Annotated in this window: 19 protein-coding genes and 1 pseudogene; 11 read left to right on the top strand and 9 right to left on the bottom strand. The window is 72.5% G+C overall.

Annotation, left to right across the window (positions count from 1 at the left end):
* From PT931_RS31590 to PT931_RS31580, 3 genes and pseudogenes are all read left to right on the top strand, one after another.
* Positions 1–188: pseudogene (locus PT931_RS31590) on the top strand (ABC transporter ATP-binding protein); the annotation flags it as partial.
* Complete coding sequence (locus PT931_RS31585; RefSeq protein WP_456249371.1) at positions 188–2734, top strand: ABC transporter permease; 2547 nt, start codon at positions 188–190, stop codon at positions 2732–2734. The pseudogene PT931_RS31590 and the gene PT931_RS31585, both read left to right, overlap by 1 nt.
* A 287-nt stretch (positions 2735–3021) precedes the next feature.
* Positions 3022–3720, top strand: coding sequence for an MBL fold metallo-hydrolase (locus PT931_RS31580; protein WP_456249370.1), 699 nt, complete (start codon positions 3022–3024; stop codon positions 3718–3720).
* A gap of 3 nt (positions 3721–3723) precedes the next feature.
* On the opposite strand, the gene PT931_RS31575 is transcribed toward PT931_RS31580, so the two are convergent.
* The gene (locus PT931_RS31575; RefSeq protein WP_456249369.1) at positions 3724–4368 is read right to left on the bottom strand and encodes an HAD family hydrolase; all 645 of its coding nucleotides are present in this window, start codon (positions 4366–4368) and stop codon (positions 3724–3726) included.
* Between the two features lie 42 nt (positions 4369–4410).
* On the opposite strand from PT931_RS31575, the gene PT931_RS31570 reads away from it, so the two are divergent.
* Complete coding sequence (locus PT931_RS31570) at positions 4411–4734, top strand: DMT family transporter (RefSeq protein WP_456249368.1); 324 nt, start codon at positions 4411–4413, stop codon at positions 4732–4734.
* 49 nt (positions 4735–4783) lie between these two features.
* On the opposite strand, the gene PT931_RS31565 is transcribed toward PT931_RS31570, so the two are convergent.
* Positions 4784–5344: a TetR/AcrR family transcriptional regulator gene (locus tag PT931_RS31565; protein WP_456249367.1), complete on the bottom strand. Its 561-nt coding sequence runs from the start codon at positions 5342–5344 to the stop codon at positions 4784–4786.
* Between the two features lie 74 nt (positions 5345–5418).
* Between PT931_RS31565 and PT931_RS31560 the strand changes: the two genes are divergently transcribed.
* The 6 genes from PT931_RS31560 to PT931_RS31535 all read left to right on the top strand — a co-directional run bounded on the left by PT931_RS31560 (position 5419) and on the right by PT931_RS31535 (position 12272).
* Positions 5419–5868 carry an SRPBCC family protein gene (locus tag PT931_RS31560; protein ID WP_456249366.1) on the top strand — a complete coding sequence of 150 codons (450 nt, stop codon included), beginning with the start codon at positions 5419–5421 and terminating at the stop codon, positions 5866–5868.
* A gap of 208 nt (positions 5869–6076) precedes the next feature.
* The gene (locus PT931_RS31555) at positions 6077–7456 is read left to right on the top strand and encodes an alkaline phosphatase family protein (protein ID WP_456249365.1); all 1380 of its coding nucleotides are present in this window, start codon (positions 6077–6079) and stop codon (positions 7454–7456) included.
* 1 nt (position 7457) lies between these two features.
* On the top strand, positions 7458–8681 hold the full coding sequence (locus PT931_RS31550) for an MFS transporter (protein ID WP_456249364.1): 1224 nt from the start codon (positions 7458–7460) through the stop codon (positions 8679–8681).
* Positions 8678–9583, top strand: a complete 906-nt coding sequence (locus PT931_RS31545; RefSeq protein WP_456249363.1) for a hypothetical protein — start codon at positions 8678–8680, stop codon at positions 9581–9583. The genes PT931_RS31550 and PT931_RS31545 overlap by 4 nt, the downstream gene beginning before the upstream one ends.
* Before the next feature lie 41 nt (positions 9584–9624).
* Positions 9625–11085, top strand: a complete 1461-nt coding sequence (locus PT931_RS31540) for an SDR family oxidoreductase (RefSeq protein ID WP_456249362.1) — start codon at positions 9625–9627, stop codon at positions 11083–11085.
* Positions 11086–11231: 146 nt separating this feature from the next.
* The gene (locus tag PT931_RS31535; RefSeq protein ID WP_456249361.1) at positions 11232–12272 is read left to right on the top strand and encodes a Gfo/Idh/MocA family oxidoreductase; all 1041 of its coding nucleotides are present in this window, start codon (positions 11232–11234) and stop codon (positions 12270–12272) included.
* Between the two features lie 287 nt (positions 12273–12559).
* On the opposite strand, the gene PT931_RS31530 is transcribed toward PT931_RS31535, so the two are convergent.
* The 5 genes from PT931_RS31530 to PT931_RS31510 all read right to left on the bottom strand — a co-directional run bounded on the left by PT931_RS31530 (position 12560) and on the right by PT931_RS31510 (position 20403).
* Positions 12560–14431 carry a hypothetical protein gene (locus PT931_RS31530; protein WP_456249360.1) on the bottom strand — a complete coding sequence of 624 codons (1872 nt, stop codon included), beginning with the start codon at positions 14429–14431 and terminating at the stop codon, positions 12560–12562.
* Between the two features lie 81 nt (positions 14432–14512).
* Positions 14513–15676 (bottom strand): threonine--tRNA ligase, encoded by a 1164-nt coding sequence (thrS, locus tag PT931_RS31525; RefSeq protein WP_456249359.1) that lies wholly within the window; start codon positions 15674–15676, stop codon positions 14513–14515.
* Positions 15677–15836: 160 nt separating this feature from the next.
* Positions 15837–17081, bottom strand: a complete 1245-nt coding sequence (locus PT931_RS31520) for an ATP-grasp domain-containing protein (protein WP_456249358.1) — start codon at positions 17079–17081, stop codon at positions 15837–15839.
* Positions 17081–18403, bottom strand: coding sequence for an MFS transporter (locus tag PT931_RS31515; protein ID WP_456249357.1), 1323 nt, complete (start codon positions 18401–18403; stop codon positions 17081–17083). The genes PT931_RS31520 and PT931_RS31515 overlap by 1 nt, the downstream gene beginning before the upstream one ends.
* Positions 18404–18405: 2 nt before the next feature.
* A complete protein-coding gene (locus tag PT931_RS31510) occupies positions 18406–20403 on the bottom strand; it encodes a PEP/pyruvate-binding domain-containing protein (RefSeq protein WP_456249356.1) in 1998 nt (665 codons plus the stop codon).
* Positions 20404–20637: 234 nt separating this feature from the next.
* Between PT931_RS31510 and PT931_RS31505 the strand changes: the two genes are divergently transcribed.
* Complete coding sequence (locus tag PT931_RS31505) at positions 20638–21213, top strand: hypothetical protein (RefSeq protein ID WP_456249355.1); 576 nt, start codon at positions 20638–20640, stop codon at positions 21211–21213.
* Between the two features lie 169 nt (positions 21214–21382).
* Here the strand turns inward: PT931_RS31505 and PT931_RS31500 are convergent, their stop codons facing one another.
* Together PT931_RS31500 and PT931_RS31495 are read right to left on the bottom strand one after the other, a co-directional pair.
* Positions 21383–23128: an ABC transporter ATP-binding protein gene (locus PT931_RS31500; protein WP_456249354.1), complete on the bottom strand. Its 1746-nt coding sequence runs from the start codon at positions 23126–23128 to the stop codon at positions 21383–21385.
* A gap of 249 nt (positions 23129–23377) precedes the next feature.
* Positions 23378–24403: a DUF1996 domain-containing protein gene (locus tag PT931_RS31495; RefSeq protein WP_456249353.1), complete on the bottom strand. Its 1026-nt coding sequence runs from the start codon at positions 24401–24403 to the stop codon at positions 23378–23380.
* Positions 24404–24597: the final 194 nt, after the last annotated feature.

Here is a 24597-nt window from a genome sequence, read left to right as displayed (position 1 = left end):
ACTCGGTGCGCGACTACGGCCAGACCATCGTGATGGTCACCCACGACCCGACCGCGGCGTCGTACGCCGACCGGGTGATCTTCCTGGCTGACGGGCAGATCGTCGACGAACTCCTCGAACCGACCGTGGACCAGGTCCACGACAAGCTCAAGAGCCTGGACCCGCACGCGCACAGCGGTGACAACTGATGCTCAAGGCGACACTGAAAAGTCTGCTGTCCCGCAAACTCCGACTCGTCCTGTCGGCACTCGCGGTGGTGCTGGGCGTCATGTTCGTGTCCGGCTCGTTCGTCCTGACCGACACACTCGGCAAGTCCTTCGACGGACTGTTCTCCTCCGCCTTCTCCTCCATCGACGTGCAGGTGGCCCCGAAGGCCAAGCCGGCCGACAACGGCCAACAGTCGGTGGACACCGTACCGGCGTCCCTCGTGGACCAGGTCCGGTCGACGTCCGGGGTGAAGAAGGCCGAGGGCCAGGTCTTCGCCGACGGCGCGAAGATGATCGGCAAGTCCGGCAAGCTGATCCCGGGCAGCGTCCGGTTCGGCACCAACTGGATCGACGGCGCGGCCATCGTGGAGATGCGCGAGGGTCGGGCCCCGGCCGCCGACAACGAGATCGTCGTCAACAAGCTGTTGGCCGACGCGTCCGGGTACAAGGTCGGCGACTCGGTGCCGGTGCTGACGCCGTACCAGCCGAAGACGACCTACAAGATCGTGGGCGTGTTCGGGTACACCGGCGCCCGTGACTCCCTGCTGGGCGAGCAGACCATCGGGTTCACGACGAACGCCGCCCAGGCGAACATGCTCGGCAAGACCGGACTGTTCAACTCGATCGAGGTGCAGACCGACTCCGGGACGACGCCGGAGAAGGTGCGCGACAGCCTGAAGGCCAGCCTCGGCGACACCTACGCGGTGAAGACCGGCAAAGAGCTGACGAAGGAGTCCACCGACCAGATCAAGACCGGTCTGAGCTTCTTCAACTACATCCTGCTCGGCTTCGCGGCCGTGTCGCTGCTGGTCGGGATCTTCCTGATCGTGAACACGTTCTCGATCATCGTGGCGCAGCGCACCCGGGAACTGGCCCTGATGCGGGCCCTGGGCGCCAGCGGCGGGCAGGTGATCAACTCGGTGATCGTCGAGGCCCTGGTCATCGGTCTGATCGCCTCGATCCTGGGCCTGGCGGCCGGCATCGGCGTGGGCGCGCTGCTCATCCTGCTGATCGGTTCGGGGTTCGGCGGCATCTCGCTGAGCACCCTGACCGTGCCGGCGAGCGCCGTGATCGCCGCGTTCGCGGTCGGCATGCTCGTGACCCTGGTCGCGGCCGTCGTGCCGGCGGTCCGCGCCTCGCGGATCCCGCCGATCGCGGCGATGCGCGACGCGGTGAACACCAGCAAGCCGCTCACCAAGCTGTCGATCTTCGGCGGAGTGGTCACGGCCCTGGGTGTGGCCGGGCTGTGGTGGGCGCTGTCGGGTTCGGCGAAGGGCGGCAACCTCGGACTGGCGCTCGGCGGCGGCCTGCTGCTGTCGTTCGTCGGCGTGGCGCTGCTGACCCCGCTGATCGGCAAGCCCGTGGTGTCCCTGCTGGCGCTGCCGTTCTCGTGGTCGATGCCGGGCAAGCTCGGCCGGGGCAACTCGGCCCGCAACCCGCGCCGGACGGCGATCACGGCAGCGGCCCTGATGATCGGCATCGCGCTGATCACGGGCGTCAGCGTGGTCCTCACCTCGCTGAAGGCCACGATCACCAAGAGCCTGGACACCGGGATGTCCGCCGAGCTGATCGTCTCGGGCGAGCAGACCGGACCCACGCCGCCGACGTTCGAGCCGGCCGTGCTGCCGAAGATCAAGTCGATCGCGGGCGTGCACGGCGTGACCGGGGTCTACTACGACCAGGTCGAGGCCAACGACAAGGACGCGATCGTGGGCGTGCTCAGCGACGTGCCCGCCGCCGTCGAGATCTTCAAGATCAAGACCAAGTCGGGCACGGTGGGTACGCTCGGCGCCGGTGAGGTGCTGACCAGCGAGAAGCATGCCAAGGACGACAAACTGTCGGTCGGCAGCACGGTGAAGGTGCAGGGCGCCAAGGGCGAACCCGTCACCTACAAGGTGGTCGGTATCTACGCCGACAACGACGTGCTCACCAACTTCACCTACCTGCTGCCGGCGTCGGCCACGGACACCTTCCGGGTCTCCAGCCCGGTGCAGGCCTACGTCAAGCTCGACGACGGCACGAAGGTGAACACCGTCAAGGCCGAGGTGGACACGCTGCTCGCCGACAGCCCCGAGGTCACGGTCACCGACCGGAGCTCCTTCGTGGAGCAGCAGACCAAGGGCCTGGACAGCATCATCGTCATCATCCAGATCCTGTTGTCCCTGGCGATCATCATCGCGGTCCTGGGCGTGATCAACACCCTGGCGTTGTCGATGATCGAACGCACCAAGGAACTCGGTCTGCTCCGCGCGGTCGGCATGGGGCGGGGCCAGATGATGGCCATGGTCACCGTCGAATCGGTGGTGATCTCGGTGTTCGGCGCGCTGCTGGGCATCGGGGTCGGCGTGGCGCTGGGCACGGCCATCGTCCGGGCGCTCAAGGACCAGGGCTTCAGCTCGCTGGCGATGCCGTGGGGCCAGATGATCACGTACCTGATCCTGGCCGCGATCATCGGCGTCGTCGCGGCGGTGATCCCGGCGATCCGGGCCGCCCGGACCGACGTCCTCAAGGCGATCTCCTACGAGTAGCCGACACGGATCGACGAAGGGCCCCCGCCGGTTGGCGGGGGCCCTTTCCGTCCCTGGCCGCGCGATCGGTCCACTGTCGCGCCGAGGGCGGCGGACCCGGCCGCACCGTGCCGCGCACCGAAGGAGGCGCTCCCCTGCCGCGCTGTCCGCGCACCGGGGCGGCGGGAGTTGTCCGCGCGGCGCACTGCGGACCCGGCCACGCTGCCCCGCGCGCCGAGGGCACCGGCACCGGGCGCGTCCGTTTCCGGGGCGGCGGAGCCGTACCCGTCGTGGGTATCTTTCCGATCATGAGACTCACCGTGGTGGGATGCGCCGGCTCGACCACCGGCCCGGACTCGGCCTGCTCCAGCTACCTCGTCGAGGAGGACGGCCACCGGCTCCTCCTCGACCTCGGGGCGGGCGCGTCGGGCCCGCTCCAGCGCTACGCGGACCCCCTCGACATCGGCACCCTGATCCTGTCCCACGCCCACTCCGACCACTGGGGCGACACGACCCAGCTCGGCTACCACCGGGCCCGGGCCGGCCGACCGGTCACGGTGATCGGGCCGTCGGACATGCACGAGGTGCTGACGACCAACCCGGACACGTTCGACACCACGGTGGCGACGGCCGGCGACCGGCGGATCGGCCCGTTCGCGGTCCGGCTGGGGCGGGTCCGGCACGGGGACGTCGAGTGCTGGGGCACCCGGATCGGTGACGCGCTGTGCTACACGGCCGACACGGAGCCGTGCCCGGAGATCGACGAGCTGGCGGCCGGCTGCCGGGTGCTGCTCGCGGGGGCCTCGGGACTCGACGCCGACGGCCCGCTGCGCGGTCACCTCACGGCCGGGGACGCGGCGCGGCTGGCCGCCCGGTCGGGGGCGAGGCTGCTGGTGCTCACCCACCTGCGCGCGTGGCAGGACCCGCTGGCGCTGCTGGACGAGGCCGCGGCGATCGCCGGGTGCCAGGTCGTGCTGGCCACCCCGGGCCTGCGGATCGCCCTCTGAGGGTCAGACGAGAGCGCGCAGGTATGCGGGGTCCACGCCGACCAGGCTGTCCGCCACGGTCGCCCCCAGCCCGTCCAGGGGCACCTCGCACGGCACGGCGAGCACCGCGCAGCCCGCCCCGACCGCGCTGGCCACCCCGGTCGGCGAGTCCTCGATCGCCACGCACCGGGCGGGGTCGACGCCGAGCAGGGCGGCGGCGCGGACGTACGGGGCCGGGTCCGGCTTCGTGGCCGGTACCTCGTCGCCGCAGACCACGACGTCGAAGTTGTCCCGGCCGAGGGTGTCCAGGCACACCTCGACGAGGTGCCGGCGGGTGGCGGTGACCAGGGCCAGGGGCACGCCCTCGGCGCGCAGGGCGGCGATCAGCTCGGCGGCGCCCGGCCGCCACGGCACCCCGGCGGAGAAGAGTTCGACCATCCGGCTCTCCAGCCAGTCGGTGCTGTACCCGTGGTCGAGCTCGGGGCGGCCGATGTCGGCGTGCAGGATGTCCATGGAGTCGGCCATGCTCGCCCCGACCATCGCGGTGCGTGCCGCCGCCGACATCGTTCCGCCGTGGTGGGCGGCGAGGTCGTGCAGCGCCACCTCCCACACCTTCTCGCTGTCGAGGAGGGTGCCGTCCATGTCGAGGAGTACCGCCGCGAGAGTCACCAGTTGATCGTGCCAGCCGATCGCGACGTAGGGTGAGCGCTTATGGCGTACATCATGTTGGCCCTGGCCATCGGCTGCGAGATCGGCGCGACGACGGCCCTGAAGTACTCCGAGGGCTTCAGTCGCCTGTTCCCCACCGGCCTGTCCATGGTCCTGTATCTGATCTCCTTCTTCTTCCTGTCGATGGCCCTGAAGGGCATGCCGGTCTCGACGGCGTACGCGATCTGGTCGGGGGTCGGCACCGCCGTGATCGCCGCGATCGGGTTCACGTTCCTGGGCGAGGAGATCTCGCTGGTGAAGATCGGCGGGATCGCGTTGATCATCGGGGGCGTGGTGCTGCTGAACCTGGGCGGCGCGGCGCACTAGCGGGCGACCCGGGCACCCGCGCGGCGGCCGCACGCCGCATTCGGTCGCCTCACCCGGCCGCCGGCACCAGCCTGCCGAGGTAGCTGGCGTACAGCTCGCGCAGGTCGACCGTCTCCGGGTCCAGGAGCCACATGGTCAGGGCCCCTTCCAGGAACGCGAGCAGTTCGGCGGCCGTCAGTTCCGGGCGGGGCACGCCGGCCCCGCGCAGCACCTCGGCGACGTGCCCGCGCAGCAGCCGGTTGCGGGACCGGAACCACTCGTGCACCTCGGAGTCGGTGCCGAGCTGTTCGGCCTGCAGGACGGCGTGCAGGGTGGCCAGGCCGTGGTGCCGGGTGGTGTGCTCGGCGTCGGCCAGGAACGCGGCGACCAGGCCGGGCAGGCCGGTGCCGACGTGGCCGGCGACCCGGGCCGCCGAGCGGGCGTCGTGCTCGGCCAGCACGGCGCGGAGCAGCTGTTCCTTGGAGCCGAAGTGGTGGATGACGGCGGAGGCCGTGATGCCGGCGGCCCCGGCGATGGCGGCGACGGTCGCGCCCCGGTAGCCGCGCTGGCCGAACAGGGTGATCGCGGCGTCGACGATGAGGCGACGCCGCTCCTCGCCGCGCCGCTGCACCTGTCCCTTGACCCCAGCGATGGCGGCAGTTTATCGGATGCGGGCCGACCCGGTCGCCATTATGCTGCACGACCATGCAGGAAAATACTCTGGCCCACGAGGTGGCCATCAACGCACCCGTCTCCCGCGTCTGGGAGATCCTCGTCGACTTCGCCCGCTACCCCGAGTGGAACCCGACACTGGCGTACGTGTCCGGGGAGGCCGTGGTCGGCGCGGCCCTGCTGACCCGGGCCGGCATCGGCACCCCGGGCGAACGGGAGTTCCCCGGCACCGTCGTCGCCGTCGAACCCGGAGAACTCCTGGTCACCGAGGGTGGCATGCCCGAACTGCTGTACGGGCGGCACCACTGGGAGCTCACCGCCGACGGGGCCGGCACCCGGCTGCGCAACCGGGAGACGCTCACCGGCTCGATGGCGGCGGACGTGCTGGCCGCCGGCCGGGCGGCGCTGGAGGCCGAGTTCGCCGCGTTCAACCGGGCGTTGAAGGAGGTCGCGGAGGCGGGGGGCTTCCCAGTACCCAGCTAAAGGTGTTAAATCGCTGGAATACGGGTGCCCGCCTCGGCGGGTTACCCGTCGGTACTGAAATTCCAGGGCGGCGTGCGATCTTCCCTACGAGGGTCGAGGGAGACCAGTCTCGTGTTCATCACCCGTCCATCCGGCATGGTGCGGGCGGCAACCCTCCGCCAGCAGCATGACGCGGATCGGTGAACCACTCATCCCCTCAGGAGTACACATGTTCAGGAGACAGGTGGCCATCGTGGCCTCCGTCGTCGCCGCCCTGGCGACCGTGGGGGCGGGCGTCGCCGTGGCGTCGCAGCAGCCCACCACCGGTTCCGTCGCCGCTGTCGCGGCGGTACCGCGCCCGGACCACGTCGTCGTCGTGCTGTTCGAGAACACCGACTACGCCGACGTGATCGGCAGCGCCGACGCGCCCTACTTCAACTCCCTGGCCAGCCAGGGCGCGAGCTTCACCCAGTCGTTCGGGGTCACCCACCCCAGCCAGGGCAACTACATCGCCCTGTTCTCCGGCTCCCAGCAGGGCGTCACGAACGACAGCTGTCCGAACAACTTCACCAACAAGGGCAACCTCGGCAGCCAGCTGATCGGGGCCGGGTTCACCTTCAAGGGGTACTCGGAGGCCATGCCCTCCGACGGGTACACCGACTGCTCCGGCTCCAGTGGGAAGTACGTGCGCAAGCACAACCCCTGGGTCAACTTCGACAACGTGCCCGCCGCGAGCAACCTGCGGTACAGCCAGTTCCCGACGGACTACACCAAGCTCCCCACGGTGTCGTTCGTGGTGCCGGACATGTGCAACGACATGCACGACTGCTCGACCAGGACCGGGGACACCTGGCTGAAGAACAACCTCGACGCGTACGCGCAGTGGGCCAAGACGCACAACAGCCTGCTGATCGCCACCTTCGACGAGGACAACTTCAGCTCCGTGAACCAGATCGCCACCGTCATGGTCGGGGAGAAGGTCCGCCCCGGGCAGTACTCGCAGCAGATCAACCACTACAACGTGCTCCGGACCCTCGAGGACGCCTACGGGCTGCCCGCGCTGGGCAGCGCCGCGTCGGCCACCCCGATCACCGGCATCTGGACCACGTCCACCCCGCAGCCGACCCCGACCGGGCCCAGCCCGACCGTCGCCCCGACCACCGCGCCGCCCGCCGGCGGGGTGACCAACCCGGGCTTCGAGTTCGGCACGTTCACCGGCTGGACCAGGACCGGGACGACCGCGATCGCCACGGTGCCGCACTCCGGCGCGTACAGCGGGGCGGCCGGGTCCACCAGCCCGACCGACGGGGACTCGACCCTGACCCAGACGTTCACCGCCCCGGCCGGCAAGACGAAGCTGACCATCTGGTGGAAGGGCGACTGCAAGGACTCCGTGCAGTACGCCTGGGCGACGATCGTCGTCAGGCACAACACCTCGGGGAGTACCGCGACCCCGCTGGCGAAGACGTGCGTGGCCAACGGCGCGTGGAAGTCGGTGACCGACACCATCACGCCGGGGCACTCCTACACGATCCAGTTGACCAACCACGACGACAACTACGCGGGTGATCCCAGCATCACCTGGTTCGACGACATCACGCTGAGCTGACGTGTACCTGTCCACCGTGCGACCCGGGGCGTCCGTCGAGGGCGCCCCGGCCCGCAGGTTCGTCACCGGCAACGTGCTGGCCCTCGGGCTGGTCAGCCTGGTCACGGACATCTCAGCGGAGATGGTGACGGCGGTGCTGCCCGCGTACCTGGTGCTCGGCCTGCACCTGTCCATCGCGCAGTACGGGGTCGTCGACGGCCTCTACACCGGCGCGACCGCGCTCACCCGGCTCGCGGGCGGCTACGTCGCCGACCGGTTCCGGCTGCGCAAACTCGTCGCCGGCCTCGGCTACGGCCTGTCGGCGGTCGCGAAACTCGGCCTGCTGGCGGCCGGCGCGGCCCCCGGCGCGATCGGGGCCGTGATCGCCGTCGACCGGACCGGCAAGGGCCTGCGCACCGCCCCCCGGGACGCCCTGATCACCCTGTCCTCCCCCGCCGACGGGCTCGGCCGGGCGTTCGGCGTGCACCGGACCCTGGACAGCCTCGGCGCGTTCGCCGGCCCGCTGGTCGCGCTGGCGGTGCTGGCCCTGGCCGGCTCCGGGCAGTCCTACGACGCGGTGTTCGTGGCCAGCTTCTGCGCGGCCGTCCTCGGCGTGCTGCTGCTCGTGCTGTTCGTCCGGGACCGCCGCGACGAGCTGCCCCCGGTCCGGGCGTCGCTGCCCCGGGCGTTCGGGCTGCTCCGGCAGGCGCGGTTCCGGGCGTTGTGCGTGGCGGCCGTGCTGCTGGGCGTGACCACGGTCGGCGACGGCTTCGTCTACCTGATCCTGCAGCGGCGCGACGACCTGCCGATCTGGACGTTCCCGCTGCTCGCGGTCGGGGCGAACCTGGCGTACCTGGTGCTGGCCACGCCGCTCGGCTGGCTCGCCGACCGGATCGGCCGCTGGCCGGTGGTCCTCGGCGGCTACGGCGCGCTGCTCGCCGTCTACCTCCTCCTCGCCTCGGGCCGCGGCCCGCTGCCCCTGATCCTCGGGCTCTACGGCCTGTTCTACGCCGCCACCGACGGGGTGCTGATGGCCCTCGCCGGCCCGCTGCTGCCCGCCGAACTCCGGACCAGCGGGTTCGCCCTCGTGCAGTCCGGGCAGGCGCTGGCCTACCTGGTGTCCTCCGTACTGTTCGGCCTCGCCTGGCAGAACTGGGGCGTGCCCGTCGCGTGCCTGGTCGCGGCCGGGGCGGTGGCCGTGGCCCTCCCGGTGTCCGGGCTCCTCCTCAAGGGACGTACCCCATGAAGTGGCGCATCCTCGTCGCGCTCACCGCCACCGTCGTCCTCGCGGGCGCCGCCCTCGGCTACGTGTGGTTCACCCGGCCCGTCCCGGCCACCGCCGCGACCGTGTCCCTGGCCGGGCCGGGCCTGCTCGTCCGGTCCGCCGACGGGGTGCTGGCCGTGGTCGGCCCCGACGGCTCCCGGCGCGCGTCGGACCTGCACTGCGCCCGGGTGTACGCCGCGCACGGCACCGGGGTGTGCCTGCGCGAGGACCTGGGCTCGTACACGGTGACCATCCTCGACGCCGACCTGAGGGTGACCCGGAGCCTGCCGCTCAACGGGCTGCCGAACCGGGCCCGGGTGTCCGGCAGCGGCCGGATGGCCTCGTGGACGACGTTCGTGACCGGGGACTCCTACAACGGCGGACAGTTCGCCACCCGGTCCGGCATCCTCGACACCGTGACCGGGACGCTCGCCGGCAACCTGGAGAACTTCACGGTGCAGGGGGCCAAGCCCAACCTGGACGCCAACTTCTGGGGCGTCACGTTCGCGGCCGACGACAACACGTTCTACGCGACGATGTCCACGGGCGGGCACCGGTACCTGATGAAGGGCGACTTCGCAGCGCGGGCCATGCACCAGGTCAAGGAGAACGTGGAGTGCCCGTCGCTGTCGCCGGACGGGACCCGGGTCGCGTACAAGAGGATGCTGCCCGACCGGACCTGGCGGCTGACCGTACTGGACCTGGCCACCCTCGCCGAGACCCCCCTCGCGGAGACCCGCAGCGTGGACGACCAGGCGGCGTGGCTGGACCCGTCGACGGTCGGCTACGGCGTCGACAAGGGCGTCTGGTCCGTGCCGGCCGACGGCTCCGGGAAGCCCCGGCTGGTGGCGGCCGACGCGGAGTCCCCGGCGGCGCTGACCTGATCGCACGCCCGGTCCCCCCGTACCCCTCTAGACTGGTCCGTGTGGTTCGTTGTGTCGTGACCGGTGCGACCGGGTATGTCGGGGGCCGGTTGGCGCCCCGGCTGCTCGACGCCGGCCACACGGTGCGCTGCGTGACCCGCGACGCCGGCCGGCTGCGCGACGTGCCGTGGGCGACCCGGGCCGAGATCGTCACCGCGGACCTCGCCGAACCCGACGGCCTCGCCGAGGTCCTGGCCGACACCGACGTCGCCTACTACCTGGTGCACTCGATGGGCGGCCCCGACTTCGAGGCCGCCGACCGCCGCGCCGCCCGCAACTTCGCCGCCGCCGCCCGGGCCGCCGGGGTGCGCCGGATCGTCTACCTGGGCGGCCCGGACCCCGGCGACGCCGACGCCTCCCCGCACCTGCGGTCCCGGGCCGAGGTGGGCGACATCCTGCTGGCCGGCGGAGTGCCGACCGTGGTGCTGCGGGCCGCCGTCATCCTCGGGTCCGGCTCGGCGTCGTTCGAGATGCTGCGCTATCTGACCGAGCGGCTGCCCGCCATGGTCACCCCGCGCTGGGTGCGCAACCGGATCCAGCCGATCGCGATCCGCGACGTGCTGCGCTACCTCGTGGCCTGGGCCGACGTGCCCGACGAGGTGAACCGGGCCTTCGACATCGGCGGCCCCGAGGTGCTGACCTACGCGGACATGATGCGGCGGTACGCGGCCGTCACCGGGCTGCGGCCCCGGCTCATCGTGCCCGTCCGGGTGCTGTCGCCCAAGCTCAGCGCCCTGTGGGTCGGGCTGGTCACCCCGGTCCCCGGCAGGATCGCCCGGCCCCTGGTCGCGAGCCTGGTGCACGAGGCGGTGTGCGCCGAACACGACATCGCCCGGTACGTGCCCGACCCGCCCGGCGGGCTGATCGGCTTCGACGACGCGGTCCGGCTCGGGCTGGCCAAGATCCGCGACGCGGACGTGGAGACCCGGTGGGCGACCGCCGCGTGGACCGGCGCGCCCGCCGAGCCGCTGCCCACCGACCCGAACTGGTCCGGCGGGACGGCGTACGTGGACGAGCGGACCCGGGCCGTGCACGCCCCGGGCAGCGACCTGTGGCGGGTCGTGGAGGGCATCGGCGGCGAGACCGGGTGGTACTCGTTCCCCCTCGCCTGGTCCGTGCGCGGCTGGATGGACCGGCTCTCCGGCGGCGTGGGCCTGCGCCGGGGCCGCCGCGACCCGCACCGGCTGCACGTCGGGGAGGCGCTGGACTTCTGGCGGGTCGAGGAGATCGTCCCCGGTCACCTGCTGCGGCTGCGCGCCGAGATGCGGGTGCCCGGTCGGGCCTGGCTGGAGATGTACGTCGAACCCGGCCCGGACGGCAGCGTCTACCGGCAGCGCGCCGTGTTCCTGCCCCGGGGCCTCGCCGGCCACCTGTACTGGAAGGCCGTCTCGCCCTTCCACGCCGTCGTCTTCGGCGGCATGGCCCGCAACATCGCCCACGCGGCGGAACGGCCGGCCGGGTGACGGAGCGGTCGGCCGGGTGACGGGCTGTCCGCCGGGTGGCGGAGCGGTCGGCCGGTGACGGAACACTCGGCCGCCTGGCGGAACGGTCGGCCGGGTGGCGGCCCCGCGCGCGGCTATGGTCGACCGGGCACTCGGAAGGGACACCAGTGACATTCAGGATCGGACTCATCGGGTACGGGCTGGCCGGGTCGGCCTTCCACGCGCCCCTGATCGCCTCCACCCCGGGCCTGCGCCTCGACGCGGTCCTCACGGCCAACCCGGAGCGGGCGGCGCGCGTCGCCCGGGAACACCCCGGCGCCCGGGTCGTCGCCGACATCGAGGACCTGTTCGCCGTGGACCTCGACCTCGTGGTGATCGCGTCGCCGAACCGCACCCACGTGCCGTACGCGCGGGCGGCCCTCGGGCTGGGGCTCGCCGTGGTGGTGGACAAGCCGCTCGCCGGTACGTCCGCCGAGGCGTCGTCCCTGGTGGACCAGGCGGAGGAGCGCGGACTACTGCTCACCGTGTACCAGAACCGGCGGTGGGACGGGGACTTCCTGACCGTCCGGCGGCTCGTCGGGGAGGGCGCCCTCGGGCGGGTCGGCCGCTTCGAGTCCCGGTTCGAACGCTGGCGGCCGCGGATCAAGGAGGGCTGGCGGGAGAACGCGGACCCGGCCGAGGTCGGCGGCACCCTGTACGACCTGGGCAGCCACCTCGTGGACCAGGCGCTGCACCTGTTCGGCCCGGCCACCGGCGTGTACGCCGAGGTGGACACCCGCCGGGCCGACGCGCGGGTGGACGACGACTCCTTCGTGGCCCTCACGCACGCCAGCGGGGTCCGCTCGCACCTGTGGACCAGCGCGGTGACCGCCCAGGTGGGGCCCCGGTTCCGGGTGCTCGGCGACGCGGCCGGGTACGTGAAGTACGGGCTGGACCCGCAGGAGAACGCGCTGCGCGAGGGGCGGGTCCCCGGGCCCGGGTGGGGCACCGAACCCGAGGAGGCGTGGGGGGTGCTGGGCGCCGACGGGGACACCCGGGCGGTGCCGACCGAGGCGGGTGACTATCCGGCGTTCTACCGGGGGGTGCTCGCCGCGCTGCGGGGGGACGGGCCCGCGCCGGTGGATCCGCGCGACGCGGTGGCGGCGTTGACCGTGCTGGAGGCGGCGCGGCGGTCCTCGGCGGAGGGCGTGCCGGTCCGGCTGGGGTGAACGGGGCACAGCCGGGGCCGAGTGGCCCCGGCCCGCCGGGCGGACCCCGGACGGGCGGCCCGAGCGGGCGGTCCCCATGGGCTGTCCCGGCAGGCGGTCCCGGGTGGGCGACCCGGCCAGGCGGTCCCCATGGGCTGTACCGCCAGGCGGTTCGGGACGGCGCGACCGGCGGGCGTCCACGGGAACTCCCCGGCACGCGCGGCTCCCCCGCCGGCTACGGAAAGAGCCCGCGTGACCATGCCCGGGGAGAGTGCCCCGGACCGGCCGCGCGGGCTCCTCGTACCCGTCTAGTAGGTCGTCGCCCGCAGCACGCCCGCGCCGAAGCCCGGGTCGCCGGCGCGCTTGAGCGCCAGCGCGTACATCGTGCGGTTCACCGTGAGCGGCGACTGGCTCGCGCCGATCTGCTCCCGGATCAGCGCCGCGACCCCGGCCGCCGACGGCGCCGCCGCCGAGGTGCCGAAGAACCGGCAGCCGCCCTGCACGTTCGACGGGCAGGTGCCGGAGCCGAAGCCGCCGACCCCGCTGACCGTCACGCCGTCCGCCGCGGCCCACGCGGGGCCGACGAAGGACCGGAAGCCGCCGCCGGCGACGCCCGTGCACGGACCGACGCCCGACGCGCACACCGTGGTCGAGCCGATCTGCACCGGGCCGGCCGCGCTGTAGGTCTCCAGCGGGATGGTGGCCGGGTTGGTGGAGACGTTCGAGGCCACCGCGCCCGCGCTGGTCGCGAAGCCGAGGTAGTTCGAGTCCGGGTTCAGGGAGCCGGCCCGGTCACCCGGGTCGACGGCCGTCACGAGGGCGGTGCGCCAGCGCAGGTCGAACGTCGGGACCTTCACCGCCGAGGAGGTGCCGGCCACGTCCACGACGATCTTCGCCGGGATGTTCGCGCCCGTGGTGTTCTCGAAGATCAGCTGCTCGATGGAGTCGCCGACCCCGTTGGCCTGCACGTTGGTGCTGGACGCGAGGCAGTCGGAGCCGTCGGCCTTCATCAGGTACAGGTTGAGGTTGGTGAAGCCGCCCTGCCCGATCGTCGGGTAGATGGCGCGCGGCTCGCTCCACTGCAGGGTGGGCAGGATCGCCCCGCCCGGCCGGATGATCACGTCGTAGGTGTTGTCCCCGCCGCGCAGGTTGACGGTGTTGCGGGGCGCGGTCGGGCAGTTCGCGTAGCCGCCGGCGACCCCGTCGGGGGTGCGGCCGGTGCCGACGGCGGGGGCCCGGGTGGCGTGCTTGGCGCCCAGGTTGCCGGCGGACGAGCTGACCCAGATGCCCTGCTGGGCGAGCTTCTCGGCCGTCGCCGCGCCGAGGCCCTGCTGGAACGCCGGCTCGTCGTCGAACGCGATGTCCTCGGCGATCAGGTTCGCGCCGGACGCGGCGAGCGCGTGGAACGCGGCCACATAGGACGTCAGGTCCTCGCCCACGGTGTGGAACGCCAGCTTCGCGTCCGGCGCCATGTCGTGGGTGATCTCCATCATCGCCGTGCCCTCGTCGCCCTCGCCGACCGCGAGCGCCTGGCTGTCGGCCGGCAGCTCGCCGCGCGCGATGGCCTCGGCGAGGCTGGACACGCCGTCGGAGATGAAGCCGACCTTCTGGCCCTTGCCGGTGAAGCCCCGGCTGTTGGCCACGTCGGTGCGGTGCAGCGGCACGGCCTCGGCGACGAGCTGCGGGTCGGCGTCGACCTGCGGCTTGAGCGTGGGCCGCAGGGTGGCGACCCAGCCCAGGCCGGCGACGGCGTCGACCTTGTCGTACGGCACGACGGCGTGCACGAGGCCCGCCTCCGGCAGGGTCACGCCGGGCACCTTCGCGAACTCGGCCGAGCTGCGTACGACGGTCGCGCCGAGGTCGCGCAGCGCCTGCTCCTCCGCCTTGCCGACCGGGCCGGTGGCGTGCAGGGTGAGGTCGATGCCGCCGGCCGGCGAGATGGTCAGGTAGCCGGCGGACAGGGTGTCGCGCTGCGCGTCGGACAGGCCACCGCCGCGCAGGCCGCGGTGGGTGCCGACGGCCGCGCGGATCTGGGCGACCCGGTCGGCGACCAGGCTCGGGATCTTGCTGGCCGCCGCCGGGGCACCCGGGTCCGCGGACGCGGGGACGGCGACGGCCGTGACAACCAGAGGTAGGGCGAGCGCGAACGCCGCGGTGAGTACCGCAACTCTCCTGGGCAAGGGTGCCTCCCATGTCAGATCAAACGGTCGACCGACCCTATCGCCTGTGGCTGTCATAAAGAACACTGTGGACGGAGCCGTTCAGGGTGCACAGTGGCCGATCCGGGACACGGCGTCGGATACCGGCAGCACGTCGGACCCCGCCTGGCCCCTGACCCGGAGGGACACGGCCCCGGCGGCGGCCTCGCGGGCCCCGATCACGGCCACGTACGGCACCCGGTCGGCGGTCGCCCTCGCCACCCGGGCGCCCAGGCCGCCGTCGGCGTGCACCTCGACCCGCAGGCCGGCCGCCCGGGCCGCCGCCACGAACTCCCCGGGGTCCGCGTCGGCGACGGGCAGCACCGCGACCTGGACCGGGGCGCACCAGGCGGGCAGCGCGCCGTCGTGCTGGTCGAGCAGCAGGCCGAGCAGGCGTTCCATGGAGCCGACCAACGACCGGTGGATCATGACCGGGCGCTGCCGGGAGCCGTCGGCGGCGGTGTAGGACAGGTCGAACCGCTCCGGCTTGTGGAAGTCCAGCTGGACGGTGGAGAGGGTCCACTCGCGACCGGCGGCGTCCGGTACCTGGATGTCGATCTTCGGTCCGTAGAACGCCGCCTCGCCGGGCAGTTCCTCGAACGCCAGGCCCCGGTCGACGAGCGCGGCGCGCAGGATGCCCTCGGCGCGCGCCCACATCGCGTCGCCTTCGACGTACTTCGCACCCGGCCCCCGCAGCGACAGCCGGTACCGGTGCCCGGAGATGCCCAGCCGGGCGTAGCACTCGCCGATCAGGTCGAGCACGGAGCCGACCTCGGCGTCGAGCTGGTCGGGGGCGCAGAACAGGTGCGCGTCGTTGAGGGTGATGCACCGCACCCGGTTCAGCCCGCCGACGACGCCGGAGCGCTCGGCCCGGAACATCTGGCCGATCTCGCTGATCCGGACCGGCAGTTCGCGGTAGGACCGGCCCCGGGAGGCGAACACGAGCGCGTGGTGCGGACACAGGCTGGGCCGCAGCACCTCGTCGTCCATCACGGGGAACATGTCGTCGGCGAAGTGCTGCCAGTGCCCGGACAGCTCGTAGAGCTCGCGTTTGCCGATCGGCGGGGAGTAGACCTGCTGGTGGCCGGCCCGGCGTTCCAGGCCGCGCACGTAGTCCTCGATCGCGGACCGGACGGCGGCCCCGGCGGGCAGCCAGACGGGCAGGCCGGCCCCGATCAGCGGGTGGTTGTGGATCAGGCCCAGGTCGCGGGCGAGTCTGGCGCTCATGGCGTGTGCTCCTTCGGGGAACGGGGCACACACACCGACGACGAAGCCCCGGGGCACATGCCCCGGGGCTGGTCGTTCGCGTGGGTTACCGCGCGTCGGTCCGTCGCCAGGGAGGTCCTGGCGTCGTCGTCGACTGCATGGCGCGGATCATCGTTCGAGGTTAGCCCCGCCTCCGGCCGTCCGCAACCAGGTTCACCCGGACGTCCCGGGCGGCGGTCAGGGCCGCGTTGTACGCCACGGCCGGCGCGTCCGCCACCGTCCGGATCTGGCAGAGCGAGCCCCGGTAGTCGGTGGCCGGCGCGACCCGGTCGCCGGGGCCGGCGTTCCACACCACGTCCACCACGAACGGGTTGGCGGCCACGGTCCCGGGCTCGACCAGCGATTCCACGGTGCCGGCGGACTCGGGGTAGACGGTGACGACGCTCGCGTACCGGCCGGTGTGTTCGGGCACGGGAACCGGTTGGCCGAGCGCGGCCCGGCAGAGCAGTTCCCAGCTGGGCACGGTCAGGCAGTCGGTCATCATCAGGGCCAGCAGCCCGCCGCCGAGCCGCGCGTTGATCTCCACGAGCACCGGCCCGTCGGCCGTCAGGATGAACTCGGAGTGCAGGAACCCGGTGAGCCCGAAGTGCCGGACGCAGGCCTCGACGGCGCGTTCCATCTCGGCGCGGGCGGCGGGCGGGGCCATGACCGGGAAGGTGTAGGACACCTCGCAGAAGTGCGGGCGCGGGCCGAGCTGGCGGTCGGTGACGCCCAGGTGCACGCAGCGCTCGTCGGTGACGACGGTCTCGACGCTGAGCAGCGGGCCGGTGACGAACTCCTCGGCCATCAGCTCCCCGTCGAGGTACCGGCCGCCGGTGGCGAGCGCGTGGTGGTGCGCGCGGACCTCCTCGGCGGTCCGGCACAGCAGCACGTCGAGGCTGCCCGCGCCCTTGACGTTCTTCAGCACCACGGGCCCGACCTGCTCGAACAGCGCCACCGCTTCGTCCGCGTCGGCCGCCGGGGTCCAGCGCGGCGAGCGGATGCCCAGCTCGGTGTAGACGTGCCGGGCGGCGCGCTTGTCCCGGAACGTCGCGACGGCCCGCACCGACGGGAACGGCGCGCCGAGCGCCTCGGCCAGGGTCGCCGCGAACGGCAGATTGCGGTCCCCGACGCACACGACGCCGATCCCGGAGTCCCCGGAGCGGGCCCAGTCGAGCAGCCCGGGGTCGAGTTCGTCGCCGTCGGTGTCCTTCGCCTCGAAAATCCGGTCCCGGGCCGCCAGCACGCCGAGCAGGTCGCCGTCGGGCACGTCCCGGTAGACGGACGGGTCGCTGGTGACCAGGGCCGGGTCCAGGCCGGCGTCGGCGGCCCACCGCAGGCAGGACAGGCCGGTGCCGGCGATCCCGGCCTCCACGAAAATCAACATCACGAACCTCCATGGGTACGGCGGCGCGCCAGCATGAACAGCGGCACCAGGATCGCCATCAGCAGCCCGGCACCGAGTGCCGCGTGGCCGAGGAAGGCGTCGAGCCGGCCGTGGGCCAGGTACACGCCGAGGGCGAGCGCGACGAGGGCGCACACCAGACGGTCGAGGATGGACTCGGCGGACAGCAGGGTCGCCCGGTACCGCGAGTCCGTGATCGCCTCGTTGAGCAACTTGCGCTGGATCGGGTACGACAGCCCCGAGGCCAGGGAGAACACGCACAGACAGGCCACGACCAGAGCCACTCCGACGGGTACGACGAGCGCGAGCGCGCCGGCCATCACCGCGGTCAGCGCGAACACGGCGCGCAGGTCGCCGAGAACCTTGCGGACCCGGTGGCTGCGGGCCGCGCCGAGCACCTCGAAGACCGTCATCGCGGACATCACCAGGCCGTGCCAGGCCAGCGGGACGTGTTTGGACTCCAGGATGGGTTGGAAGAGGTTGACCTGGCCGATCCGGGCCAGGGTGAAGATGGCCACGCCCTGGAGCATGATCAGGACGAGCATCCGGGAGGTGCGGAGCTGGGTGAACGCGCCGGTCAGGGTGGCGCCCAGGGAGACCTTCCCCTCGGGCGGGGCCGCCCCGGTCGCCACCGCCGTGCGGGAGCCGCCCGCTCCTACCGAGGGCACGGCGCCGGAACGGTCGCTCGGCGCGCCGTCGGGGCCCGCGGCTGCGTCCGGCGGCGGGGCCGGGAGCTTCGGGAGGCCGAGGACCAGGGTCAGCGCGACGGCGGCGTTGAGCGCGGTGAGCCAGTACACCGAGGTCATGTGCCAGGTGAGGAGCAGGCCCGCCACCGGCCAGACCGCGATCTTGCCCACCAGGCTGTACGCCCGGCTCCGCCCTTCGGTCTTCTGGTAGTCCTCCCCGCGCCCGGCCCGGTGCAGGTACTCGAACAGGTACGCGCTCGCCGCCCCCGACACCAGCGACCGGGCCAGGGCCACGAGCAGCCAGTGCGCGAGGAACCCGGCGTAGGACGGCTCGGCGATCGGCAGCAGGTTCGCGGCGAGCAGGACGCCCGCGCCGGCGCCGAGGCTCCACCGGTAGTCGAACCGGTCCGCGAACAGCCCGGTCGGGATCTCGAACAGGCAGAACACGAGGTAGTAGATGCTCTGGATGCCGAGGATCTCCTCGTTGCTGAGCCCCACGAGCCGCTGGTAGGAGTAGAAGACCGGCACCCAGACGAGCAGGCCGAAGAAGAACTGGAAGCCGTAGGTGAGGCCCACGACCCGGCGGACGGCCGGGGCGGGCGCGAGGGTCGCCGTCACGGTCAGCTCGCGTAGGGCCGCAGCTGCACGACGGCCACCCGGTCCCCGTCGCTGACCCACTCGATGTCCACGGGTTCGGCGAACGTGTAGTCGGGCGAGAAGTGCGCCTGGAGCAGCCGGCCGGCCACCGCGAGTCGGCCGAGCAGTTCGCGGGCGTCGTCGCCCAGGTCGCGGTCGGCGTCGCCGAGGGACAGGGTCCGCCCGCCGCCCTCGACCGTGTTGAACAGGTACTGCATCGGCGCGGCCGTCCCCGACACGATGTCCCCGACGGACTTCTCGGACAGGTTCACGTACACGTTGCGGAAGTCCGCGCGCCGCAACGGGTTGGTGGTGACCAGCACCCCGCCCATCGAGGCGGCCACCTCCTCCTGGATCACGACCCCCATGTACGCGTCGTCCAGGGAGATGCCGGCCTGCTGGCGGAGCCGCACGCTGCGCGGGGACACCAGCGACGCCCACACGTCGGTGACGCTGCGGACCACCTGGTCGGCCGTGGTGACCTGGTTGACGGACTCGTAGATCCCGGCGGCGGAGAAGCCGGCCAGGTCCTCGGCGTTGGACGAGCTGCGGACCACGAAGCTGCCGACCCCGCCCAGGTGACCGACGATCGCCCCGTCGATCCGGCGGCGCATCGGCTCCGGCATCCGGGTGGCCCGGATCGCGCGCTGCAACTCCAGGGCCAGCGCGTCGACCTCGTGCGCGTCGAGTTCCAGGGCCATCTTGAGCTTGCCGATGGTCTGCTGGATCCGCGGCGAGGACTCCAGGAACTCCCGTTGCAGGGAGAACGGCAGGGCGATGCCGCGCGGCACGTACAGGGTGTCGTTGAGGAGGCGGTGCGCGGCCGGGAGCAGGTCGGGGGCGCCGAGCAGCTTCTCCAGGTACGGCAGCAGGTTGTCCCGGGGCGGCCGGGGCACCTGGTAGAAGCCGAGCAGCCGGTCGGACCGGTGCGCGAGGAGATGCTGGAGCTCCCCGAGGTTGGCGGCCTTGGTCCCGTACCGGTACCGGTCGGAGGTCCGCAGCTCCCCCAGGGGCACGATCGGGTTGGACAGCACCTCGGGGCTCTCCATCGTGACCCGCTGGGCCACCCACGCGGGCCGCCGGTCGACCTCGGCCGGGGCGTCGACCACGGTCAGGCCGATCTGCTCCGCGTCGGGCGTGACCTCGTAGCGGACCCACCTGCCGTCCAGGCCCTCGTCGGCGATCCGGTCGAGCACGTCGAGCTGGATGGCGTTCGGGATCTGCCAGCCGGCCGCGAGCACGTTGGTGTGCGACAGGGGCGTGGTGTGCTGGGCGTTGATGATGCCGGCGAGCCGGGGGATGTCGTCGGGCACCCGTTCCATGGCGATGATGTCGTACCACTCCAGGGGCTCGGCGCGGTCGTAGTCCCGGGCGTCGCGGAAGGCGCGCAGGCGGCCCTCGGCGACCCCCGGCTGCAGCGCGACGAACGGCGCGTCGGAGAAGAGTTCGTGCGCGGAGATCCGGGGCACCTCGGCGGCGGGGATCTCCGCCAGGTACTGCTCCTGGAGGTGGGTCGCCGGCTTGAACAGCAGCGGCAGCGCGGGGTCGACGTGCGCGCGGACGAAGCCGTGGAACCACCGGAGCATCTCCGCCGACATCGTGTCCACCTCGACGGTCTCCAGGGAGAAGAACCGCCGCTCGGTACCCGTCTCCGGGTTCACCCGGGTGTGCAGGGCGAGCAGGCCGAGGTACAGGTCGCGGTCCGGGTCGTGGTAGAAGCGCTGGTTGAAGGCGTCCACGTTGGCCTCGAGCTCGTCGCGCCCGATGTGCAGGATCTCCGCCGCGATGTAGTAGGCGTGGAAGCCGTAGGCGCCCTGGGACAGGAAGTGGATCCGCTCGGCGGGTCGGTCCACGACCAGTTTGACGAACGAGTGCCCGGACAACCTTCCGGCCAGCTGGTCGAACGCCTCGAGGGTTAGCCGCTCCCCCACGACCGCCCTCACCGCCGCGTCCGTCTCCTCTGTCGCCGTCCTGTCCACCATGGAGTCCTCTCTCGCTCGCCCGTTTTTCGACCCTGCGGAGTTTGGGGCACACCGGGGGTAATGGTCAATTGATACCCATCTGTAGCTGGCGTCACACGCGAATATCTTGCCCGGATTGGTCCTTTTTAGAGGGTACAAATTTCGGTGCTTTTGTGTTTTTCGCTGGCATTCATGTTTCACGCCCGGTGTGACCGGTCTTATACCGGCGGTGTGTGATCGGTCATGATGGATGGCATGATCCGATTCCCCTCCCGTCTCGCGACCGTCCTGGTCGCGGCGGCGGCTCTCCTCGCCCCCGCGCTCCCGGCCCACGCGGCCGCCGGGCCCGCGCCCCTCACGACCCGCTGCGCGGTCGTCTACTTCGACCTCGGCGACGTGCTCGTCGACTCCTCCGACCCGACCCACTTCCGCTACGAGGAGGGCGCGCTCCGGCACCTGCGCACGCTGCGCCTGCTCGGCGTGCCGCTGGGGCTGATCAGCAACATCCCGCCGTCCTGGGGCGCCGACGACGCCGCGCGGATCGAGGCGCTGAAGGCGTACATCGCCGCGACCTGGACCGAGCCGGAGCCGTTCGTCTGGTCGTACTTCGAGGGCCGGATCCTGCTGCCCCGCACCGACGCCGAACGCAAGCCCGCGCCGGCCCTGTTCACCCGGGCCCTCGGCCAGGCGGGCGGCTGCTCGGCCGTGTACGAGGGGGACTCGGCGGCGGAGGTGACGGTGGCGACGTCACTGGGCTTCCGGGGCTACCTGACGGGCCAGCCCGACCAGCCGTTCTACCTGCCGGTGTGGCGGGTCGTCACAGGGCTCTGACCGGCGTCGACGTGCGCCCGGGTGGCGGTGGGCCGCCCGGGCGCGACCGGCCGAGGTGACCGGCCCGCCGCTCCCCGTCCGAGCCCGGCCCCGGGGCGCACGCCGTCGCGGCCCGGCAGTGACCTCGCGGTGCACGCCGTCACAGCCGGGGCGGCGGCCTCGTGGCGGACTACTCGACGGCGACCAGGAACTGGTGGGCGGCCAGCTCGCGGTACAGCGGGCTGGTCTCCAGCAGTTCGGTGTGCCGCCCGATCGCGACCACCTTGCCGTGTTCGAGGACCACGATCTGGTCGGAGTCGACCACCGTGGACAGCCGGTGCGCCACCACGATCAGGGTCCGGTTCTCCGCGACGGCCGCGATGGCCTGGCGCAGCGCGGCCTCGTTGCGGGCGTCGAGGTTGCTGGTCGGCTCGTCCAGCAGCAGGATCGGCGGGGCCGACAGCAGGGTGCGGGCGATGGCGAGCCGTTGGCGTTCGCCGCCGGACAGCAGCACCCCGCCCTCGCCGACCTGCGCGTCCAGGCCGAGCGGGGTGCGGTCGATCAGGTCGGTCAGGTTCACGGCGGCCAGCACGTCGGCCATCTGCGCGTCGGTGGCCGTGGGCGAGGCGAGCAGCAGGTTGTCGCGCAGGGTACCGGCGAGGACCGGGGCCTCCTGTTCCACGTACCCCAGGTGGGAGCGCAGTTCGTCGCGGGGCTGGGCGCGCACGTCGCGGCCGGCGACCCGCAGCTCGCCCGAGTCGAGTTCGTAGAACCGCTCGACCAGGGACAGCAGGGTCGACTTGCCCGCGCCGGACGGGCCGACGAGCGCGGTGCGGGTCCCGTACGGCACGGTGAAGGTGATGTCGCGGAGCACCGGGTCGCCGTTCTCGTAGGAGAAGCCGACCTGGTCGAACTCGACGGCCGGGCCGCCCACCGCCGGGGCCGTCATGGCGAGGTCGTGGTCGGTCTCCGCCGGCAGGGTGAGGATCTCCTCGATCCGTTCGAGCGCGCCGAGCCCCGCCTGGAGCTGCGTGTACGCCTGCAGGGCGCCACCGAGCGGCATGACCAGGAAGAACAGGAACAGGATGAAGGCCACCAGGTCGCCGACCGTGATGTGTCCACTGGCGACCCGGGCGCCGCCCACCCCCAGCACCAGGAGGAAGGAGCCCTGGATCGCCGTCACGACCGTGGGCCGGATGAAGGCCTGGAGCCGGGCGATCCGCAGGCCAGCGTCGTAGGCGTCCTGGGCGCTCGCGGAGACCACGTCGGTCTCGCGCGCCTCGGCCCGGCTGGCCCGGATGGTCCGGGCGGCGGAGATGGCGCGCTCGACGGCGGAGGTCATCTCCCCGACCCGGGTCTGCGCCTCCAGCGACGCGCGCCGGACCTTGCCCGCGAAGCCGATCCCGGCGGCCAGCCCGGCCGCGAGCCCGACCAGGGTGACGGCGAACAGCAGCGGGTCGAGCACGATCATCGCGGTGGCCGCGCCGACCACCATCACCGCGCCGGAGACGATCTCGAACAGGCCGGAGGTGACCACGGCCCGCAGCAGGGTGGTGTCCGCGCCGACCCGGGAGAGCAGGTCGCCGACCCGGCGCCTGTCGTACTCCACGATGGGGAGGCGGAGCAGGTGGCCGGTGAGCCGGCGGCGCGAGGACAGGACGAGGCCCTCGGCGGTGCGCTGGAGCAGATACTCCCGGATGCTGTCGATCACCGAGGCGCCGACCAGCAGGGCCACCAGGATCAGGACGAACCGCCCGTAGGACTCGCGGGCGCCGATCGCGTTCAGCAGCTCGCGGGTGACCAGGGGCTGGACGAGGGTGCCGGCGGCGGCGACCAGGGACAGCACCGCCACGACGGACAGCGTGCCCCGGTAGGCGCGCAGGTAGGGCAGGAGAGTCCGCAAACCCACCTTGCGCGTGGGCTTCGACGTGGCCATGCGACCTCCCCCGGTAGTGGCCCTCCGAGGGTATCCGGATCAGGGGTGCGGGCCGTCCGTCGTGAGGAGTAGTCCGGGGCCCTCCCTGGGGAGTAGTCGACCGCCCCGGAACCGGGTCCGGGGAGTAGGCGGCGGTCCCTGGCCGGCGCGGGGACCCCGACCGGCGCCCCGTGCGGAGATCCTGGCCGGCGCCCCGGATGGAGACCCCGGCCGGCGGCGGCCCCGGATGTCCGCCGCCGGCCGGGGCGGTCACTGCAGGATCGGGTTGCCGTCGTTGCCGCAGACGTACCCGGCGTTGACGCAGTTGGTGACCCTGCGCTGGAGCTGCACCGCGTCCCAGGCGTTGAAGAAGTCCCCGTGGAACGTGTACCCGGGCGCGGTGGTCGTGTTGACCCCGTTCCGGGTGCCGGCCAGGCTCAGCCCGCCCCCGGTGACCGGATACGTGATCAGGAGTTCCATCCGGGGCACGGGCACCGGGTGGCTGGCCGGGCACGTGCCGCCGACGCCGCCGAGCCCCCAGGCCATGTGGTCGTGGTGGTCGGGGCTGTCGAGGCGCACGCCGTCCCAGCAGGTCGGGAAGTCCAGATAGGTCTCCAGTTTCGAGCCGGGCGGGCAGGCCAGGAAGTCCCGGCTGGACTGCGACTGGCCCACGCAGGACCACCGGGCGGCCGGGTTCTGGTCGGGGCTGGTCGCCAGCGCGTTGCCGATCACGACCCGCAGGCCGCGGGGGTACGGCTTCGCGTTCCGCGGGTCCGTGATGCCCTGGTAGTACACGGTCACGTGCTCGGGGGCGACGGCACGGCCGTTCTGGTAGAGGGTCGGCGTCCAGTAGGCGGAGAGGTCGACCGACGGGTCGCAGTTCGTGGTGCCGGCCGCCAGGGAGGCCAGGGTGGAGTGCGCGTCGGTGGAACGGTTCCCGTAGAACTCGTGGATGTGCGAGGCCCCGGGCTGGCCGGGCTTGACGATCGGGTCGTCGCCGGCCCGTCTGGCGCTGGCGCAGTCGGCGCGGAACTCCGAACCGCGCAACGGCACGGCCTGCACGGCCAGGAGCGCGGCCTCCTGTTCGGGGCTGACGGTCCAGGCGTGGGCGGCGTGCGGGTTGGCGGCGGGGCGGCCCGGATCGGCGGCACGGGCCGGATCCCCGTGGGCCCGGTGCCCCGAGGTGGCGGCCGCGGGGGCCGCCTGGGCCGCGACCGGGGTGCGGTGGGCGACCACCCCTGCCGCGACCAGGGTGGCCACGGCCAGGGGGACGGCGAGGAGTTGGCGCGTCTGCATGTTCTTCTCCTGTCTGCCCGCCGAGGGAGGCGGATGAGGGGTGACAGTCGATCGTTGAGAGCGCTCTCATTCATTGATAACGAGGGCGTCACCCCCTTGTCAACACTTGTCGACGCCTGTTCCCGAACGGCACAAAAGAGCGGTTCGGGAACGTTTCAGAGAGCGCTCTCCGTTCCGTTTCAGACCTGTCGCAA

Source organism: Longispora urticae, assembly GCF_053902585.1.
The sequence above is the reverse complement of the archived record's forward strand: the minus strand, read 5'-3'. Positions and strand labels throughout refer to the sequence as shown.

What these genes read in the sequence shown, in the direction of transcription:
- PT931_RS31585 (WP_456249371.1), top strand. Translation starts at nt 188, where the DNA reads ATGCTCAAGGCGACACTGAAAAGTCTGCTGTCCCGCAAACTCCGACTC.
- PT931_RS31580 (WP_456249370.1), top strand. Translation starts at nt 3,022, where the DNA reads ATGAGACTCACCGTGGTGGGATGCGCCGGCTCGACCACCGGCCCGGAC.
- PT931_RS31570 (WP_456249368.1), top strand. Translation starts at nt 4,411, where the DNA reads ATGGCGTACATCATGTTGGCCCTGGCCATCGGCTGCGAGATCGGCGCG.
- PT931_RS31560 (WP_456249366.1), top strand. Translation starts at nt 5,419, where the DNA reads ATGCAGGAAAATACTCTGGCCCACGAGGTGGCCATCAACGCACCCGTC.
- PT931_RS31555 (WP_456249365.1), top strand. Translation starts at nt 6,077, where the DNA reads ATGTTCAGGAGACAGGTGGCCATCGTGGCCTCCGTCGTCGCCGCCCTG.
- PT931_RS31545 (WP_456249363.1), top strand. Translation starts at nt 8,678, where the DNA reads ATGAAGTGGCGCATCCTCGTCGCGCTCACCGCCACCGTCGTCCTCGCG.
- thrS (WP_456249359.1), bottom strand. Translation starts at nt 15,676, where the DNA reads ATGAGCGCCAGACTCGCCCGCGACCTGGGCCTGATCCACAACCACCCG.
- PT931_RS31520 (WP_456249358.1), bottom strand. Translation starts at nt 17,081, where the DNA reads ATGTTGATTTTCGTGGAGGCCGGGATCGCCGGCACCGGCCTGTCCTGC.
- PT931_RS31510 (WP_456249356.1), bottom strand. Translation starts at nt 20,403, where the DNA reads ATGGTGGACAGGACGGCGACAGAGGAGACGGACGCGGCGGTGAGGGCG.
- PT931_RS31505 (WP_456249355.1), top strand. Translation starts at nt 20,638, where the DNA reads ATGATCCGATTCCCCTCCCGTCTCGCGACCGTCCTGGTCGCGGCGGCG.
- PT931_RS31500 (WP_456249354.1), bottom strand. Translation starts at nt 23,128, where the DNA reads ATGGCCACGTCGAAGCCCACGCGCAAGGTGGGTTTGCGGACTCTCCTG.
- PT931_RS31495 (WP_456249353.1), bottom strand. Translation starts at nt 24,403, where the DNA reads ATGCAGACGCGCCAACTCCTCGCCGTCCCCCTGGCCGTGGCCACCCTG.